This is a genomic window from Neobacillus solisequens (genome assembly GCF_051233465.1).
GTDB lineage: Bacteria > Bacillota > Bacilli > Bacillales > Cytobacillaceae > Neobacillus.
The window spans coordinates 87,325-106,507 of record NZ_JBKFGJ010000022.1; the positions used below are offsets into that span (position 1 = coordinate 87,325).

19 protein-coding genes are annotated in these 19,183 nt (G+C 38.2%); 17 read left to right on the forward strand and 2 right to left on the reverse strand.

Features of this window, described 5'->3' with window-relative positions; genetic code table 11:
• The first annotated feature begins 268 nt into the window (after nucleotides 1–268).
• The 9 genes from abc-f (at nucleotide 269) to ACI3K6_RS20610 (ending at nucleotide 7,363) form a co-directional block, all read left to right on the forward strand.
• Nucleotides 269–1,963: a ribosomal protection-like ABC-F family protein gene (gene abc-f / locus ACI3K6_RS20570; RefSeq protein WP_435556301.1), complete on the forward strand. Its 1,695-nt coding sequence runs from the start codon at nucleotides 269–271 to the stop codon at nucleotides 1,961–1,963.
• A 513-nt stretch (nucleotides 1,964–2,476) separates the two neighbouring features.
• Nucleotides 2,477–3,013, forward strand: a complete 537-nt coding sequence (locus tag ACI3K6_RS20575; RefSeq protein ID WP_435556302.1) for a redoxin domain-containing protein — start codon at nucleotides 2,477–2,479, stop codon at nucleotides 3,011–3,013.
• 170 nt (nucleotides 3,014–3,183) lie between these two features.
• Nucleotides 3,184–3,315, forward strand: a complete 132-nt coding sequence (locus ACI3K6_RS20580) for an FbpB family small basic protein (protein WP_335480444.1) — start codon at nucleotides 3,184–3,186, stop codon at nucleotides 3,313–3,315.
• A 66-nt stretch (nucleotides 3,316–3,381) separates the two neighbouring features.
• Nucleotides 3,382–3,522, forward strand: a complete 141-nt coding sequence (locus ACI3K6_RS20585; protein ID WP_173068168.1) for an acid-soluble spore protein N — start codon at nucleotides 3,382–3,384, stop codon at nucleotides 3,520–3,522.
• Nucleotides 3,523–3,651: 129 nt separating this feature from the next.
• A complete protein-coding gene (tlp, locus tag ACI3K6_RS20590; protein ID WP_335480449.1) occupies nucleotides 3,652–3,882 on the forward strand; it encodes a small acid-soluble spore protein Tlp in 231 nt (76 codons plus the stop codon).
• Nucleotides 3,883–4,006: 124 nt separating this feature from the next.
• Nucleotides 4,007–6,283, forward strand: a complete 2,277-nt coding sequence (locus ACI3K6_RS20595) for an AAA family ATPase (RefSeq protein ID WP_435556303.1) — start codon at nucleotides 4,007–4,009, stop codon at nucleotides 6,281–6,283.
• 14 nt (nucleotides 6,284–6,297) lie between these two features.
• Nucleotides 6,298–6,726, forward strand: a complete 429-nt coding sequence (locus ACI3K6_RS20600) for an acyl-CoA thioesterase (RefSeq protein ID WP_335480453.1) — start codon at nucleotides 6,298–6,300, stop codon at nucleotides 6,724–6,726.
• Nucleotides 6,727–6,750: 24 nt separating this feature from the next.
• Nucleotides 6,751–7,044, forward strand: a complete 294-nt coding sequence (locus tag ACI3K6_RS20605; protein ID WP_435556304.1) for a hypothetical protein — start codon at nucleotides 6,751–6,753, stop codon at nucleotides 7,042–7,044.
• 151 nt (nucleotides 7,045–7,195) lie between these two features.
• Nucleotides 7,196–7,363, forward strand: coding sequence for a hypothetical protein (locus ACI3K6_RS20610; RefSeq protein WP_335480457.1), 168 nt, complete (start codon nucleotides 7,196–7,198; stop codon nucleotides 7,361–7,363).
• Between the two features lie 36 nt (nucleotides 7,364–7,399).
• Here the strand turns inward: ACI3K6_RS20610 and ACI3K6_RS20615 are convergent, their stop codons facing one another.
• Nucleotides 7,400–7,570 (reverse strand): hypothetical protein, encoded by a 171-nt coding sequence (locus ACI3K6_RS20615; protein ID WP_435556305.1) that lies wholly within the window; start codon nucleotides 7,568–7,570, stop codon nucleotides 7,400–7,402.
• A 106-nt stretch (nucleotides 7,571–7,676) separates the two neighbouring features.
• Nucleotides 7,677–8,291, reverse strand: coding sequence for a glycerol-3-phosphate 1-O-acyltransferase PlsY (gene plsY, locus ACI3K6_RS20620; protein ID WP_435556306.1), 615 nt, complete (start codon nucleotides 8,289–8,291; stop codon nucleotides 7,677–7,679).
• Nucleotides 8,292–8,716: 425 nt separating this feature from the next.
• Here plsY and ACI3K6_RS20625 point away from each other — a divergent pair, with 425 nt between their 5' ends.
• The 8 genes from ACI3K6_RS20625 to ACI3K6_RS20660 all read left to right on the forward strand — a co-directional run bounded on the left by ACI3K6_RS20625 (nucleotide 8,717) and on the right by ACI3K6_RS20660 (nucleotide 19,164).
• On the forward strand, nucleotides 8,717–10,450 hold the full coding sequence (locus ACI3K6_RS20625; protein WP_435556307.1) for a glycosyl hydrolase family 18 protein: 1,734 nt from the start codon (nucleotides 8,717–8,719) through the stop codon (nucleotides 10,448–10,450).
• A gap of 239 nt (nucleotides 10,451–10,689) precedes the next feature.
• Entirely contained in the window at nucleotides 10,690–11,595 is a 906-nt protein-coding gene (locus tag ACI3K6_RS20630; protein WP_435556308.1) for a diguanylate cyclase, read from the forward strand.
• A 90-nt stretch (nucleotides 11,596–11,685) separates the two neighbouring features.
• Nucleotides 11,686–12,528, forward strand: coding sequence for a sensor histidine kinase (locus tag ACI3K6_RS20635; RefSeq protein ID WP_435556309.1), 843 nt, complete (start codon nucleotides 11,686–11,688; stop codon nucleotides 12,526–12,528).
• A 94-nt stretch (nucleotides 12,529–12,622) separates the two neighbouring features.
• A complete protein-coding gene (locus ACI3K6_RS20640; protein WP_435556310.1) occupies nucleotides 12,623–13,036 on the forward strand; it encodes a CoA-binding protein in 414 nt (137 codons plus the stop codon).
• A 288-nt stretch (nucleotides 13,037–13,324) separates the two neighbouring features.
• On the forward strand, nucleotides 13,325–15,304 hold the full coding sequence (parE, locus tag ACI3K6_RS20645) for a DNA topoisomerase IV subunit B (RefSeq protein WP_435556311.1): 1,980 nt from the start codon (nucleotides 13,325–13,327) through the stop codon (nucleotides 15,302–15,304).
• Nucleotides 15,301–17,739, forward strand: a complete 2,439-nt coding sequence (gene parC, locus ACI3K6_RS20650; protein ID WP_435556312.1) for a DNA topoisomerase IV subunit A — start codon at nucleotides 15,301–15,303, stop codon at nucleotides 17,737–17,739. Before parE ends, parC begins: the two co-directional genes overlap by 4 nt.
• A gap of 97 nt (nucleotides 17,740–17,836) precedes the next feature.
• On the forward strand, nucleotides 17,837–18,592 hold the full coding sequence (locus ACI3K6_RS20655; RefSeq protein WP_435556313.1) for a hypothetical protein: 756 nt from the start codon (nucleotides 17,837–17,839) through the stop codon (nucleotides 18,590–18,592).
• Nucleotides 18,593–18,723: 131 nt separating this feature from the next.
• Nucleotides 18,724–19,164 carry a MarR family winged helix-turn-helix transcriptional regulator gene (locus ACI3K6_RS20660; RefSeq protein WP_335481624.1) on the forward strand — a complete coding sequence of 147 codons (441 nt, stop codon included), beginning with the start codon at nucleotides 18,724–18,726 and terminating at the stop codon, nucleotides 19,162–19,164.
• Nucleotides 19,165–19,183: the final 19 nt, after the last annotated feature.

The window sequence follows — 19,183 nt, forward strand, 5'->3', positions numbered from 1 at the left end:
TATTCCAATTTTAATAAAATATAAAGTACTAAACGAAAAGGAATGAACCAAGGGCCGATGAAATTATAATCTTATTTTTCAGAACATGATTCGAATAAACGAATAAATGTTGAACCTGAAGAATAGGATTAATATGTCCTTTTTTATGTCCTGATCGAGAAATGCCAATTACCCTATGCTCATTTTTGGGTTTATTTGTCTATGGCATCCAATTTTCGTAAATGACATATAAAAACTCTCTTCAGGTTCAATTGAAGGGAGTTTTTTTATGAACAAAAATACAGTTGTGTTAAAAGTGAAAGGATTATCGAAAAGCTATAACTTACAAAACATATTTAAAAATGTCGATTTTGATATTAAGTATGGCGATAGAATTGGTCTGGTTGGTTACAACGGTACTGGGAAAACAACCTTAGCAAAAATCCTTTCTGGAAAAGAAGAGCCGGACCAGGGCCATATTGAATCCTCCATCAATCTAAAAATTGGCTATCTAAGTCAATCTAGTGATTATGAATTAAATGATTTTCACCATACGGCAACTGATCATTCTGATTTTTATCAACTTACCAGTGAATTGGGACTGACAAGAGTAAAAGTATGGGAAAATCAGCGTTTGCAGCATGTTAGCGGTGGGGAAAAATTAAAACTGGCACTTTCAATGATATGGACAACGAAACCGAATGTACTTATTCTAGATGAACCGACCAATCATTTAGATTTTACAGGCATTCAATGGCTTGTAGAGGAAATTAAAAAGTTCAATGGACCTGTTTTCATCATTTCTCATGACCGTCATTTTCTAGATCAGACTGTAAATAGGATTTATGAGTTAGAACATGGCAAGATCCACTTTTTTAATGGGAATTATAGTGATTATATAGAAAAGAAAAAAAAGCTTCGCGAAGAACAACAGTATCAATACGAAGTTCAACAAAGAAAAAAACAAGATATCGAAAGGCAAATGGGGCAGCTTAAGTCTTGGTCTAAAAAGGCCCATCGCACTTCCACTAAAGAAGAGGGGTTCAAGGAGTATCATCGTGTAAAAGCGAAAAGGCTCGATAAACAAGTGAAGTCTAAAATGAAACGTCTTGAGAGCGAACTTGAAAAAAACAAAATCGATAGACCACATGAAGAAGCTCAGGTCCGGTTTCAATTTGAAAGCCAAGGGAAAAGAGGGAAACGGATTATAGAAGCCAAGAAACTTACAAAATCAATTGGTAATCGAATTCTATTTCAACCAACTCATTTCTACATTAATCATGGTGAAAGAATCGGAATAATCGGTGAAAATGGCTGTGGAAAAACAACGCTACTTAAGCTGATTCTTGGTGAAGAGTCAATTGACCAGGGAGATCTTTGGAAAAGCGACTCCCTTAAAATTGCTTATCTCAGTCAAGATGTTGCGGATATGCCTGTTAATAAGTTGATTATGGATGCTCTCGGTTATACGGATAAAGAGGATATTTATAAAGCGAGAACGTATCTTGCCAATTTAGGTTTAAGGGAAGAACATCTTTCCAAGCCAATTGGTATGCTAAGTTTGGGAGAGAGAACACGTGTCAAAGTGGTGGATATTTTAATGAAGGATTATGATGTGCTTATTTTAGATGAGCCTACAAACCACCTCGATTTGCCAACCAGGGAACAGCTTGAACAAACTTTAAATGAATTTTCTGGTACGATTATTATGGTATCTCATGATTACTATTTTTTAAATAAGCTATGTAATCAAATACTAGTATTTGAAAATCAACAAATTCATCGTAAGGAAATGACTCCTGACGAATACTTTAATCCCAAAAAGCAAATACATGGTAACAAGGAAGAAGAGCTAATGGTGATTGAAAATAAGATTGTTTCGATTTTGGGTGAACTCTCCCTAATCGATCAATCCAATCCTAAATATGCTAAATTGGATCAAGAATTTAAGCAATTATTATTGAAGAAGAAATCACTACTATAGCTACTTTTCTAATTGGGTGTTCTAAAAGTTGCTCCGACTTCGAACAGCAATGCAGTGATATTGACTTTCGTTGTCTGAAGATGGCTTGACTTCAGACAGCAATGCAATGATTTTGACTTTAGTTGTCTGAAGATGGCTTGACTTTGGACAGCAATGCAGTGATATTGACTTTAGTTGTCTGAAGATGGCTTGACTTTGGACAGCAATGCAGTGATATTGACTTTCGTTGTCTGAAGATGGCTTGACTTTGGACAGCAATGTAATGATTTTGACTTGTGTTGTCCGAAGATGCCTAACTTCGGACAACAAACATGCAATTTAACTTGCGTTTGTCCGAAGTCTGATTTCCTCTGATCATTTGCAAATTCTGAACGTAAAACTGAATTACGCTTGGTTTTCGCTGCTTACTTTTTTAAAAGGTTGTCACAAGATTGGCATATCCATTCTTTGTTTCTAAGAGGCTTATAGTGTAAAATCTTATGTAGCGGATTATGAACAAAGGAGTGATTCGGGATGTGGAAAAAGGTCATTGCCGCAGTCCTATTGATTTCTTTACTTACAGTGGCAATTGTACAAGCAGTGAATAAGAAGACGGATAAACCCGAAACCGCAAGCGAACCGGCTGCAGCTCAAGAAGGACTTGCAGTAGGGTCAAAAGCACCAGATTTTGAACTAAAAACATTGACCGGTGAGACGGTAAAGCTTTCAGAATTAAAAGGTAAAAAAGTGATGCTTAATTTCTGGGCGACATGGTGTCCACCATGTAAGGCTGAAATGCCTGATATGGAGAAATTTCATAGTGAAGTGGGCGACAAAGTAACGATTCTGGCAGTGAATATTGATCCTCAATTGGACGTCAAGGGGTTTGTGAACGAATATAAAATTACATTCCCGATTTTGCTCGATACAGATGATGGTGTAAACGGGAAATATCAGGTTTTATCGATCCCTACTACGTATTTTATTGACAGCAAAGGGATTATTCAAAAAAAATTTGTTGGTTCGATGAAACTGGAAGACATGAAAGAATATACCGATCAATTAAAATGATAGAAGACATTGGGAATTCCAATGTCTTTTTATAATGAAAAAACACCCAATTTTTAATGAATAAAATATTAAAAACATAAAAAACAATTAAATTTTCAAAAAGTTGTAATAATTGTAAGCGTTTCCGGGCATAATTACTGTTAAAATAGGTAATAAGGAAGGTGATATCAATGAGAAAACCAAGAAAACGTTCTTTTGCCGAACTTGTTTCTGAAAATAAATCACAACTTTTGAAAGATAGCGCTGCATTGGAAAAAATTGAACAACGCATTGAAGCTAAACGCCTCGGCAAAGCTGAGTAAGACAAAAGATTACCATTCATTGTTTTCCTCCCCAGTGGACAAACTGTTTACTAAGGGGGGATTAAAATGGGTAAAGGATATCAAACAAAACGCTTTAGACCAACACATATTGGCACACAACCACGCAGCTTTGGCGGTAACAAAGGAAAACAAATGCAAGACAAATCAGGTGAACATGCCCAAGTAATGCAAACTAAAGGTGAATAAACCTTAGATTATGGAGACCCATTTGCGTAAAGCATTGGGTCTTTTTGTTATAAAAATTTTGGTGATTAAATTATCGGAGACGATACAAACTATATCTGTAACGATACATTTATCTAGGAGGAATTTCAGATGGCTTATAATAACAAACCAAATCCAGATGACCGCAGTGATAACGTTGAAAAATTACAGAATATGATTGAAGATACGATACAAAATATGGAGGCTGCGGAGGAATCCTTGAAGTTAACAGACAGTGATACCCAACGTCGCCAGATCCAGGAAAAAAATGAACGTAGACGTGAAAGTATCGAATCTTTCCGATCTGAAATTAAGGATGAAGCTCACAATAATCAGAGATAATCAGGCTTAGGGACTTGTTCTTTTCGGACAAGTCCTTTTTCACTTCAAGACCTCTCATTTTATCTATACCGAGCCCTTATGATAAGATAAGTAAGAATTTACGATAAAGATGGGATTTAATAATATGAACGACATAATTACCTACATAGAAAATGAATGGAACGAAACAGGAATCATTCGAGATGAATTACTAATAGAAGCACTATCAGGCGCTTCTGACCCCACTATTGTTTCAAAATTGATTACTTTATTAGCGTTGTCCAAAACAGCTGATGGGATCACACTTTCCAACACTTTGCTTGAAAAAGCACTTCAGTTAGATCCTAATAATTTACTTGCCAAACAACATTTGATTCGATGGGATTGGGTTAAGTTAAAAGATGCGCTATCAAGTTTACACTTTCCCCCAATTAGAGAAACAGATAATCGAACTGCTAAAAAGAAGACTGCGGAGCAATACATAGAAGTGTGTCAGGCTTTTTTAACGGATTCAGAGGATCGAATAGCCGAATTACAGTCCAATATTAAGCTAACTTCAACCATGTTCGACCAAGAACTTTTTCAAAAGTATCAGCGGCTTTATCAACTATTTTCCGATGCTGTTGAAGCGACAGAAAAACTGTTGAAAGCCTCCCACGATTATGATGAATCCATCACTGGCGTTTTTCATACAGCTGCCTATTATGATGAGTTACGGACTCATTTACAGCTAGTTGAAGAAGTTAAAGCCAAATGGAAGGAAAATTTTCTTGAGGGAACAGAACAAAAAGCTGAAAAAAATACCCTTGAAGAATTAAACGGGATGGTAGGGATGGAATCGGTAAAGAGGCGTGTCAATGATTTTTATCGGTTCCTCAAATACCAAAAGCAGCGAAAAGAACTTGGTTTCCAAATTAAAGATGAGCTAAGTTTAAATATGATCTTAACAGGAAATCCAGGTACTGGTAAAACCACGTTAGCCCGTTTATTGGCGAAAATTTATCATGAGCTGGGAGTCCTTCCACGGGTTGAAGTAATTGAAACCAATCGTTCACAATTGGTAGGTTCCTTTGTTGGACAAACAGAGGAAAACGTTCGTGCCGTTGTGGAACGCTCTATTGGAGGAGTGTTATTTATAGATGAGGCCTACAGTTTGAAACGGGAAGGGCAATCTGGAAATGATTATGGACAGGCTGCAGTTGATACGCTTGTATCTTTAATGACAGGCGAGGAGTTTGGAGGCAAATTTGCAGTCATTTTAGCTGGATACCCTGAAGAAATGCGAACTTTTTTGGAAGCTAATCCGGGGCTACGGAGTCGTTTTCCTCAATCGAATTTTATCCATCTTCCCAACTACACAAATGAAGAGTTGATTCAAATTGCTGAAAAAGTAGCTGCTGAAAATGATTACTTTTTAACGCCGACTGCAAAGCTTGAGATTGCCCATCGTGTTGATCGAGAAAGGGTGGATGAGACCTTCGGTAATGCCCGAACAGTTCATAATATTGTGTTGGACGCGATTTTCAAAAAGGGTTCCAACTTGGATACAGATCCAGATATTTTAAAATACCTGCTCCTATCAGATGAGGATTTTAAAGAGGAAGAGCAAGAAAAGCTTGAATCACCACAGTTTAAACTTAACCGGCTTGTTGGATTAGGCACCTTAAAGGAAGAATTGCAATCCTTAATATCTTTTGTGAAGATGCAGCAATTTAGAAGAAATCAAGGCCTTTCCGCTGTGCCGATCCAGCTTCATTCTGTGTTTACCGGGAATCCTGGAACCGGAAAAACAACGGTAGCGAAAATTTATGCGGAATTTTTGAAGGAGTGCGGTATTTTAAAAAGAGGTCATTTGGTCATCACCAGTCGGGCTGATTTAGTGGCTAATTACGTTGGGCAGACAGCCGGTAAAACAAAGAAAAAAATACGTGAAGCCCTGGGTGGAGTGTTGTTTATTGATGAGGCTTATTCTTTGCTTAGTCAAACCTCTGGTGATTTTGGCAAAGAGGCCATTGATACCCTTGTCGATGAAATGACGAAGCAGAATGAGAACCTCGTGGTGATATTGGCAGGCTATCCTAATGAAATGGATAAGCTGCTAGAAAGTAATCCGGGGCTCAGGTCCAGATTTAAAAAGTTCTTTTTCTTTCCTGATTATACACCGGAAGAATTGCTGGAAATAATGGAATCGTATGCAGCAAGTTACCAATACCGGTTTACCGAAGATGCGCTGAACCTTCTAGTGCAAGAAATAGAGAACAATCGTTATAAAGGAAATGGCCGTTTTGCCACTAATTTGGTGGATGAAATTATCTTAACCCAAGCTACTCGATTAATGGGAGATGAGGCAGAGGGGACATTATTGGAAAAGGCCGGCATTTTGGAATCAATAGATGTTGATAAAGCCTTTAGGAAAATGTGAAAGGAACGTTAATAATGGAAAATCATTTTATTTCTACAAGAGAAATTCAACTTTACTACGCGGATACGGATATGATGGGTGTGATTTATCATGCCAATTATTTAAAGTTTTTTGAGCTGGGTCGGACAGGCTTAATTGAAGATATAGGTTACAGTTATGTGGCGATGGAGGAATCCGGTTATTTTGCTCCTGTTTACGATGTTCAAGTAACTTATAAGAAGCCATTGCGTTATGGGGACAAAGCATTTGTAAAAACATGGGTTGCATACAATGATGGTATTAAAACGATTTATGCTTATATGGTCGTAAATGGGGCAGATGAGGTATGTGCAGAGGGAACGACCACACATATCATCGTGAAAAAGGAAAACTTTAAACCGGCGGCATTTAAAAAAGCGTTTCCAGAGTGGTACCTCAAATATGAGGATATTAAAAAGAAGTAATCTTTAGGCTTCGAGGTGAATAGATTGGCGTTTGGGATTAAAAGACGTGAATTGCTAGATTGGAAGCGAAAAATAGATGAAGGTGAAATCGCCTTTTTGACACACTATTGGCTGGACGACCGATTTCCAGGCTATAAGACCGTTACGAAAGTAGGTTCCCATGATTTTGATAAGTTGGCTGAATGGGGCAGGAAGTATGGCTTGAAAAAAGAATGGATTCATCATCGCAAGGATGGATATTCTCATTTTGATTTAATTGGTGCGAGACAGAAGGAAATTCTAAAGCAAGAGGGTCTGTTAGAGCACATATGGGAATAAGAGCAATTTTTAAAAGGTGTGTGAAAGTATGTTTAAAATGACGGAAAGTGCTTATCGGGTATTGCAGAGTACCATTACCAAAGAAAAAAAGACCGATGATGAGCAATTGTTTTTGCGGCTAAGTATGGGAGTTGGCTGAGGGGGGCCAAAAATGAATCTGTCTCTGGAAGAGCGGAAAATACAGGGCGACCTCACCTTTGAATTCGATGACGTGTGTGTCATTATTCACGAACGGGATTTTGTCTACTTTGACCATACAAAACTGGATTACGTCCAAGATGTAATGGGAAAATGGAAGTTCCAATTGATTAAACTATAAGACATCACATAAAAAAGCAGAGCCACGCCGGCTCTGCTATTCTTCTATTGCATCAAAAAATTCAATTAAGTCATCAAAATTTCTCGTTATTATAACGGGTGTACTATCTACAAGGTCATCGCAATAAAACTCTACGATAAATTCGTTTACATCTGTAGTATCGGAGACATCAGAGGAAAATAGATATTCCTGTTTTACCTTAAACATACGTACCCCTCCAGGAGAAATTCATATTCTTACCTTAATTTTACTGTAAATATGTACTCCTTAGCTTTCGGGGTTATGAACTTTTCATGAAAAAATGGCTATAACCTTATAGCCATTTAATTTTTGGTTCCGTCTTATTCATAATTCGTTTAATATTTGCTCTATGCCGATAAATGACAAATGAAGAAAGAAGGCTTATCACAATTAATAGTGGTATATCCCACGTTTTAACTAGGCCCATAATAATGACATAAAGAATAGCAATAACACCGGCAATCATTGACGAAAGGGATACATATTTCGTTATATAAAGGCTGATAAAAAAACCTATAAGTATGGTAACGAAAAGAACGGGTGCACAGAATAATATAACTCCTCCAGAAGTTGCCACCGCTTTTCCACCGCGAAATCCGGCAAATATCGGATATGTATGACCAAGTACAGCTATTACTCCAGGGATCAATGGATTGATTTCCAAAGGATTAAGTACCAAAGAAAAAAGTGCTGGTAAAGATGCTGCTAAAGTCCCTTTCAGAATATCAGCTAACGTAACCGCTAATCCCGCTTTTACCCCTAGTGTTCGGAATGTATTGGTTCCTCCTAAATTTCCGCTCCCGTGCTGACGTATATCCGTCTGATAAAATACCTTCCCGACAATTAACCCGGATGGTATGGAGCCTAGTAAATAGGCAAGTATCATTACAAAAATCAGTTGAACCATTCAAAAATTCTCCTTCAAATAAAAATCATGTCCCTTTATTTTATCACGTATATGTAAAAAAACACTATAGACACTTTTCGAAACCATCGTAATTATTTATTGTTCTTATAAAAAGCTCTGTTGAACTTGTAAGTTGATTTCCACTCCAGGCACTTCGCTTTCCGTGGGCGTTTCGGCGAGCCTCCTCGGCGCTTACGCCTGCGGGGTCTCTCCAGAACCGTATTCCCACAGGACATTGATTTTCTTCCTAGAATTTGCCCACGCACGAAGGAAATGCGTTAGCATTTTCGAGGAGTCTTCGTGCCTTCCGCTCCAATCAACAGGGTTTAAAATCAACAGTATTCTTTAACATAGCTTTTGAATAAGAAAAATATCTTTCTAAAATTTGCTTCATCCCTTAGGATAATATGTGGGGAGGAACGTTTATGACACAAGTAGTTTACAGACGAAAGCATCATCCACGAAAAACTTGGGTAGTGGGCGGATTGATTGGAGGGTTATTGCTTATTATTTCTGCCATTACTCTATTATTATATCCGTTTGCGTCGAAAGAGAAAGTGGCCTTTTTTCAAGGGAATCATCCCATTTTGTTCAATGGAAGGCAAGCAGGAAATGCAATAATAGATGGAGACAAGGTTTATGTCTCTTTAGCTTTTTTACAAAAAAATATCGATAGCCATATTCGGCTGGATGAAAAGTCAAACTCTATCATCATCACCACTAAGGATAAAGTTGTCCAAATGCCTAGTGATTCATTAACCTATTTTATAAATGATCAACCAGTATCTTTACCCTTTTCACCAATCAAGAACTCGGACAGTAAGCTTTATATTGCAGTTGAACCGCTTCTTTCTTTTTATCCGATTCAATATAAAATACTGTCAGATCGCAATGCCATTTGGATTCTACAGAATGGAGACAAATATAGTGATGGCATAGTAAAAGATCAGGATATTAATCGTGAAAAGCTAAGACTAAGGACAGAACCAACACTCCGATCACCATATACTGCAGATGTATCGAAAAAAGAAGCAGTCTATATCGAAGGTGAAAAAGATCATTTCTATTTTGTACGGAAAAGGAATGGAATGAGTGGATACATTCAAAAAAATTATGTTAAACAGGGTAAGGTACATAAGATTACCATTACCAATGAGATAAGAAACTATCAACTTCCGAACATGAAGGGGCCCATTAATTTAACATGGGAGGCTGTTTATACCCGAAATCCGGATGTAGCTAAAATAACGGAAATGCCCGGTCTCAATGTGATTTCACCTACTTGGTTCTCTTTAGGTGGGGAAGATGGATCCATTCACAATTTGGCATCAATTGATTATAGTCATTGGGCGAAACAAAGAGGCTATCAGGTGTGGGGGCTTTTTTCCAATTCCTTTGATCCGGAACTGACTGGTAAAGTATTCAAAGACTTTGATACTAGGAAAAATATCATCAAGAGATTACTTCAATATAGCCAGATGTATCAGTTGCAGGGGATTAATTTCGATATTGAAAATGTAAATCCTGAAGACGGACCGCTTGTCACTCAATTTATCAGAGAAGCGGTTCCATATCTTCATGAAGCCGGCCTAGTTGTATCAATGGATGTTACGTTTTCTACAGGGAGTAGCTCGAACAATTGGTCTAGTTTTTATGAGCGTGCCAAGCTCTCAGATGTCGTTGACTATTTAGTTATTATGGCTTACGACGAGCATACAGCGGCAAATGGGCCAGGAAGTGTGGCCAGTTTGCCATGGGTAGAAAATAATTTGCGGAAATTATTGCAGGAGGTTCCTGAGAAAAAATTAATCCTCGGAGTTCCATTATATGCAAGACTCTGGAAGGAACAAACGACCGCCAATGGCGGCACAGAATTAACTTCAAAGGCATTGACAATGGAACAGGTTAAAACGTGGCTTGCTGAAAAGGGAATCCACCCTGTATATGACGAGGAGACAGGGCAAAATTATGCGGAATATGTTGCTACCAATGAAAATGCAACCTATAAAATTTGGATTGAAGATGAGCTGTCCTTAAAAAAACGAATTGATTTGTCACTTAAATATAAATTGGCAGGGGTAGCTAGTTGGTCCCGATCCTTTGGAGACCCAACGGCCTGGACAGCTTTGGATATTAGTAAAATGGTTGTTCAAAAATAGTGTTTGTAGACCGGTAAAGTACCGGTCTATTTTCATTTGTAAACAATATTGGTCTAATTAAAGTCAAATTTATTACAAAAATATGGAGAATTTTCAAACCATTTGTAAACTGATTGAAAGCATTAGAGTGGACTCTTATAATGAGGTAAAATCCATATATGATACCAGATGAATAACGGCCTAGGAATGTTTGTAGGCCGGTTTTACTAGTATTCTTTTGTAGAAATGGGGTGATTAGATTGGCAACAAAGCATCAACGATATTGTCACAGATATCCAGATATTAAAGTTTTATATGTAGAGGATGAAAGGTATTTTAGGGAAAAACTTCTCCGGGTGCTTAAAAGGCGTTTTTCACAAATTTATGTGGCGGAAGACGGTACGGAGGGATTTGATTTATTTCAAAAATATCACCCAGATTTAATTATTGCAGATATTAAGATGAACCCAATCGGCGGGCTTGAAATGATCAAAAAAATTCGACAGTTAGACGATCAAGTGCAGATTATTGTGACAACAGCTCAAGATGATAATGATTGTTTTATTCAGTCCATTGAACATAAAGTCAATCATTTTATCTTAAAACCGATTAATTTAGAGCTTTTTTTACAAGGTGTCCAAAAAGCAGTTAGTGCTATTCAGCTTAATAAGAAAAGTGCAATGATTGATCCATTAACACGAACGTATAATCGTCAGAAATTTATGGAAATTATTGAAAATGAGATCAACAGGGCGGAAAGATATGATCATTTTTTTTCTATCATCCTCATAGGCATCGAAGAAGAAAAAGAAGCAAACAATACAGTGTATCAGCATGTTGAAAATGAGGTTTTTACAACTGTTTCCACCATCATTCAACAACGAATTCGAGAAAGTGATATTCTCGCTAGATGGGAAGAGGATAAATTTATCCTGCTTACCCCAGAAACAAATTCGCAAGGCGCCGTTGCGTTAGCCGAATCAATACGTTTGATTATTGAAGAATACCCTTTTAAAAACATTGGAAAGATTTTCTGCAAGGTTGGAGCAGTAGAATTTTCCAAAGGAATATCAAAATTGGAATTGCTCCTTCTCGCAGAGGAGTCGCTTACCCAATTTAAAAAGGATGGGAGAAATCAGACATCATTACATGCTAAGGAACTTTAAGAAGGTGACATCATGATCTATCTTGCAATTTCCCTCTCCCTCTTAATTGGTTTTGGCTTATCCCAGGTCATATTCAGGGGAAGTGGATTTATGAAGAAATTAAACGAAAGTGAAAAAAAATATCGGGAACTGTCAGAAAAATATGAAATGGAGATTCACAATTTAGAAAACAGAATCCAAGAAGAGGTCGCCAAAAATCGGGAAAAGGATCATATCTTACTCCATCATTCTAAGCTTGCGGCAATGGGTGAAATGATTGCCAGTATCGGACACCAATGGAGACAGCCTCTAAATAGTTTGTCATTACTGGTTCAAGACGTAAGAGAAGCATTGGAATTTGATGAGGTTGATCATCATTATATCGATCAATTTACCAGAGAGAGCATGATTCAAATTAATCTATTGTCGAGAACACTCCATGATTTCCGGAAATTTTATAAAATGAGCAATGAAAAAAGTGCTTTTTCAGTAGCTGAAAGCATTGAGGATGCGCTTGCTATTTTCTCTTTAAATCTAAAAAAACACGGGATTCAAGTCAAATTTGAATATCGAGGACAGCAAACCGCCTTTGGTTATCCAAATGAATTTAGTCAGGTCGTACTCAATATATTAACCAATGCACGAGATGCATTTGTTGAAAAAGATATCCAAGAACGGATTCTTTACATTACGATCCATGAATCAAATGAGTTTGTCATGGCTGAGTTCAGAGATAATGCGGGTGGAATTAAGCCAGAGGTAATTGATAAGGTATTCGATCCATATTTTACAACGAAAATGCATGGAACGGGCCTTGGTCTTTATATGACCAAGATTATCTTAGAAAGTATGGATGGGACTGTAACAATGGAAAATATCGGTGACGGCACCTGTTTATGTCTTTCTGTCCCAAAGGTTCATTCCGCCGTTAAACGAGAATTGATTTCTGTATGAATAAACGCTTCCGTAATGTCCGGAAGCGTTTTAATATATATTTTTTTCGGAAACAGGTAAAATATAGGTAATGTGATGATTAGGAGTGAATAATATGGCAGTTGAAAATCCAAGTTTAGAAGAAATTGGCGCGATTTTAAAAAAAGCAAAACGTATCGCTGTGGTTGGGTTAAGCAATAACCCTGATCGCACCTCCTATCAGGTTTCTAAAGTGATGCAACAAGCCGGTTATGAAATTATCCCGGTAAACCCTACAATCGATGAAGCGCTTGGGGTGAAGGCTGTACCAACATTAAAAGATATTGAAGGGCGTATTGATATAGTCAATGTATTCCGCCGCTCCGAACAATTGATGGATGTTGCGCAAGAATTCGTTGAAATCGATGCGGATGTCTTTTGGGCCCAACAAGGACTCGTCAACGAAGATGCTTACCACTTTTTGAAAGAAAAAGACTATACGGTCATTATGGACCGGTGCATTAAAGTCATGCATGCATTAACAAAATAAAATATGAATGAAAAGCTGCTAAAAACTGGCAGCTTTTTTTGTTTTTCTCCATAAATCCTTGCCCATTGTATGACAAAGTAATGATGTTTTAAAAATACTTGTTTGCCAAATCGAAATAAATCGCTAAAATAAAGCATAGACGCTCAAAGAAAATATGGTAAAATCAAGTAACGAACATCCGTTCTAATGTTTTTTAAATTCATGATACAATATTTTAGATAATTAAATTTGGTTATAATCGAAATTAGAAGGTTTGTTCTTTTGGCAAGGTATGAAAGGGGAATGTAAGTGGCAAGAAATCAGCAAGCTTTTGAATATAATGATGATGCCATACAGGTACTAGAAGGTTTGGAGGCTGTCAGAAAGCGCCCAGGTATGTATATCGGCAGTACTGACACACGTGGTCTCCACCATTTAGTTTATGAAATTGTGGATAATGCCGTCGATGAAGCATTAGCTGGCTTTGGCGAGCAAATCATTGTAAAAATACACAAAGATAATTCTATAAGTGTTGTCGATAAAGGGCGAGGTATGCCTACTGGCATGCATAAAATGGGTAAACCCACACCAGAGGTAATTTTAACGGTGCTGCATGCAGGCGGTAAATTTGGTCAAGGCGGATACAAGACAAGCGGCGGTCTTCACGGTGTTGGTGCGTCAGTCGTAAACGCCTTATCAGAATGGTTAACGGTTACAATTAAACGAGATGGATTTGTATATCAACAACGGTTTGAGCATGGTGGCACACCTGTCACGACTCTTGAAAAAACAGGAAAAACCAACCAAACTGGAACAACTATTCACTTTAAGCCTGATCCAACCATTTTTTCCACCACTACCTATAATTTTGAAACATTAGGTGAGCGCCTAAGAGAATCTGCCTTTTTGCTAAAGGGTTTAAAAATAGATCTCATAGACGAACGAAATGATTTCCATGATGTATATCATTATGAAAACGGAATTGAGGCATTCGTTACGTATCTGAACGAAGAGAAGGATTCACTTCATCCGGTTTTTAGTTTTGAAGGGGTTCAAAATGGAATTGAAGTGGATTTTGCCTTTCAATTCAATGACGGATATTCCGAAAATGTGCTGTCATTCGTCAATAACGTTCGTACAAAAGATGGCGGCACCCATGAGGTCGGGGCCAAAACAGCCATGACTAGAGTGTTCAATGATTATGCCCGAAAAGTGGGTTTACTGAAAGAAAAGGATAAGAATCTTGATGGTTCCGATATTCGTGAAGGATTATCTGCCATTGTTTCCGTGCGCATTCCTGAGGAACTGCTGCAATTTGAAGGACAAACAAAAGGCAAGTTAGGCACTAGCGAGGCACGTTCCGCAGTTGATGCCGTTGTGTCAGAGCAATTGTCCTACATTCTAGAGGAAAATCCTGATATTAGCTCCCTGCTCGTTAAAAAATCAATTAAAGCGTACCAAGCAAGAGAAGCTGCCCGTAAGGCAAGAGATGAAGCGAGAAGCGGTAAAAAGCGCAAACGCTCCGAAACGGTCCTTTCTGGTAAATTAACACCGGCTCAATCCAGAAACCCACAAAAAAATGAGCTTTATTTGGTTGAGGGTGACTCTGCAGGAGGTTCAGCTAAACAAGGCCGTGACCGACGTTTTCAAGCCGTTCTGCCTTTAAGGGGTAAGGTAATAAACACTGAAAAAGCAAAGCTATCGGATATTTTTAAAAATGAAGAGATTAATACCATTATCTATGCAATTGGCGGTGGTGTAGGCTCTGACTTTAATGTAGAGGATATCAATTACGATAAGATAATTATCATGACTGATGCTGATACGGATGGTGCCCATATCCAAGTTCTATTACTAACATTCTTTTATCGATATATGAAGCCGTTGGTTGAAGCGGGTAAGGTCTTTATTGCCCTTCCACCACTTTATAAAGTTAGTAAAGGTACTGGAAAAAAGGAAATTATCGAGTATGCATGGAATGAGGATGAACTTCAAGTTGCAATGAAAAAGGTTGGTAAGGGCTATATTATCCAACGCTATAAAGGACTTGGAGAGATGAATGCTGATCAACTTTGGGAAACAACGATGGATCCGGAGACACGGACTTTAATCCGTGTGAAAATCGATGACGCTGCCAGAGCGGAGCGACGTGTGACCACATTAATGGGTGACAAAGTAGAACCACGTCGTAAATGGATTGAAAGTAATGTCGCTTTTGGCTTGGAAGAAGATGATTCGATTCTAGAAAATGAAAATATTTCAATCACAGGGGAGGTTTCTGAAGGATGAGTACGAATGAAAAATTTCGGGACTTACCTCTGGAGGATGTCATAGGGGATCGGTTTGGCCGATACAGTAAATATATCATTCAAGAACGAGCCTTGCCTGATGCTAGGGATGGCTTAAAGCCTGTACAGCGTAGAATATTATATGCCATGCATGTGGAAGGAAATACCCATGAAAAAGGGTTTCGTAAGGCTGCCAAAACAGTTGGTAACGTAATCGGTAATTACCACCCTCATGGTGATTCCTCCGTATATGAGGCTATGGTAAGGATGAGTCAGGATTGGAAGGTTCGAAATGTTCTCGTGGAAATGCACGGGAATAATGGTAGTGTAGACGGTGACCCACCTGCAGCGATGCGTTATACTGAGGCCCGACTCTCTGCGATTGCAGCTGAGTTGATGCGGGATATTGAAAAACAAACGGTGGATTTTATTCCGAACTTTGATGATACATCTTCTGAACCAACTGTATTACCAGCCATGTTCCCCAATTTGCTTGTTAACGGTTCTACAGGGATTTCTGCGGGTTATGCGACTGATATCCCTCCACACCACCTTGGTGAAGTAATAGATGGTGTCATTATGAAAATGGAAAACCCTCAAGCAACCGTTGATGATTTAATGACGGTTATTAAAGGACCAGATTTTCCAACTGGTGGTATTATTCAAGGGCTTGAAGGGATTAAAAAAGCCTATCAAACCGGTAAAGGTAAAATTATTGTCCGTGGAAAAGCAGAAATTGAAACGGTACGTGGCGGCAAACAGCAAATTGTCATTACAGAGATCCCTTTTGAGATCAATAAAGCCAATCTCGTGAAAAAAATGGATGAGTTTCGCCTTGACCGTAAAGTCGAAGGAATTTCCGAGGTTCGCGATGAAACAGACCGTACCGGACTTCGCATAGTGATCGAACTTAAAAAAGACGCCGATGCTGAAGGTGTACTAACCTATTTATATAAAAATAGTGATTTACAAATTACCTATAATTTCAATATGGTCGCTATTCATCAAAAACGACCGAAGTTAATGGGACTCTCTGATATGTTAGATGCGTATATCAGCCATCAAAAAGAGGTAGTAACGAGAAGAACTCAGTTTGATCTACGCAAAGCGAAGGAACGCCAGCACATTGTTGAAGGCTTAATCAAAGCTTTGTCAATCCTCGATGAAGTAATAGCGGCTATCCGCGCTTCTAAAGATAAACGTGATGCAAAGGATAATCTAATCTCAAAATTTTGGTTTACCGAGCTGCAATCGGAAGCCATCGTTTCATTGCAGTTATACCGATTAACGAATACAGATATTACAGCATTAAGAAATGAAGCTGAAGAATTAGCTAACAAGATTGCCGAGCTAACCAGCATTTTGGAAAGTGAGAAAAAGCTTTATTCAGTGATTAAAAAAGAATTAAGAGACGTTAAAAAACGCTTTGCAGACGAGCGTCGTTCCAAGATTGAGGCCGAAATTGAAGAACTAAAAATTAACCTTGAAGTCCTTGTGGCAAGTGAAGATGTTATTGTTACAGTGACGAAGCATGGCTATGTCAAACGGACAAGCCAACGCTCCTTTGCTGCCTCAAACGGACAAGATTTTGCAATGAAGGAATCCGATCGACTTCTAGCACAGTTAGATGTGAATACCCAGGATGTTGTGCTGTTGTTTACGAACAAAGGAAATTACTTATATTGCCCTGTCCACGAACTTCCGGATATTCGTTGGAAAGACCTTGGACAGCATATTGCGAACATTATTCCAATTGATCGCGATGAGGAAATTGTCCAAGCTATTCCAATAAAAGATTTTGAATCTGATGCCTACCTAGTGTTTGTCACTAAAAATGGCATGGTTAAGAAAACGGAGCTTAAGCAATATAAAGCTCAAAGGTACTCTAAGCCTCTTGTCGGAATTAATGTGAAAGACGATGATCAGGTCATTGACGTTCATTTGACTGATGGAACAAAAGATCTGTTCTTAGTTACCCATCTAGGCTATGCTCTCTGGTTTGCTGAGGAAGAAATCAGTATCGTTGGTGTCCGGACTGCGGGTGTGAAAGGAATCAACTTAAAGGATGATGATTATGTTGTTAGCGGTCAACTCCTTTCTACTAATCCAACTGGTTCAGTAGTGATTGCCACACAACGTGGTTCTGTGAAACGGATGAAACTCAGTGAATTTGAAAGAGCAACACGTGCTAAGCGAGGCGTTGTCATTCTTCGCGAACTAAAAGCAAATCCGCACCGAATTATGGGATTTGTCATTGCTAATGATCAAGATGCATTATTTATCCAAACAGAAAAAGGCTCAATCGAGACTCTAAAGGCAGGAGATATTCGCTTTAGTGACCGCTATTCCAATGGCTCTTTCATTCTTGATGAAGGTGAAAACGGAAAAGTCTCTACTGTATGGAAAGTGGAGTCGACGATTCCGACTACTGAATAAACAAAAAAAGACTCTCCATAATTTTGGGAGTCTTTTTTCATCTTTTCCCGCAAATTTGGTTATACTACCAAATACTAGAAGTGGGGAGGGAATCAGAATGAAAAAGGAATATGGGCTAGCATTAGTTGCCTTATTTATTTTTTCGCTAACAGCAATTACAGGGGTCAATGCGATTGAGGAAGGTTCTAAATCAATTACGATTACCAAGAAAACGGCGGATGTCACAGGGGATGGGCAAAATGAAATAGTTATGCTAAAAGGGTTCCCTTACCATGGTGAAGAGGGTTACTTAAAGAAAATAGAGCTTGTAGTTATGGCGACAAACAGTAAGAAATATAATTTCCCATTAGAGAGTGGTTCAAAAGCGGCTTTGCAGTTAATCGATTTAAACCATGACGGTATAAAAGACTTATTTGCAACAGTAGAGACGGGTGGTAGTGGCGGTATCTCCCTTCATTATCTATATACACTGAAGGATTTTCATAAGACCGACCTAAAAGTACCCGAACCACTAGAATTGGAAACGAAATTTATGAATGACTATAGAGCTGAGATGAAAATTTTAGCAACTGGTAAAACATATTTGTTTGATTTAAAGGATCGAAAAAAATATTACAAAAAATTGGGCCTTTACTATAATGGAAACATAAATGAACCGACTGAATTACATGTAAATCCCTTTAACAGTCTTATTCCCATCATTTTATCGGATGGCACTACAGGATTAAAAGGGATGCAAAGAGTTACAGGCATTGCCAATGCTGATACGATTGCTTATGTAGAATCAACTTGGCGTTATAGTAACAACCAGTGGAATTTACTAAAAGTGAATGTGAATAAAGCTAAAAACTAGGAGACTGCTTCCTAGTTTTTTCATTTTGATTTGACGTTGGTTATATGGAGGAATATAATTAGGTATGCAAATTAATAAGCAACCTAATAATTTAGTAGGTAAACAAAGTGGAGGTAGTAGAATTGGCAGATATGGAGAGCGCCACGGCCCAAAAATTACTAAAAGCATTTATGCACTTTAGAAAAACGGGTTGGCACGAGAAAAAAATCAATGGCTTTAACCCAAGTGAATTCAAAGTGTTGGCCACGATTTATCAAGAAGCAAATGAAAAAAACACCGAGGTGAAAGTTTCAGAAATTAGTCAAATATTAAAAGTCACCCCGCCTACTGTAACGCAGATGATTAATGGTCTTGAAAAATCCGGGTTGGTAGAACGGAAGGTAGATCCGGATGACCGTCGGGCTGTTAAAATCAAACTTACCGCGGAAGGGTTAGAAGCTGTGATAAAGGCAAGGAAGACTTTTGTAGAAAATTTTAAAGGGTTAATTGATTACTTGGGAGAAGAAGACAGTGATCAATTAGCAGAATTACTACTAAAAGTTCATCAATATTTTGATGGTTTAAACCGCTAAGTGGATGGGAGATGAATTA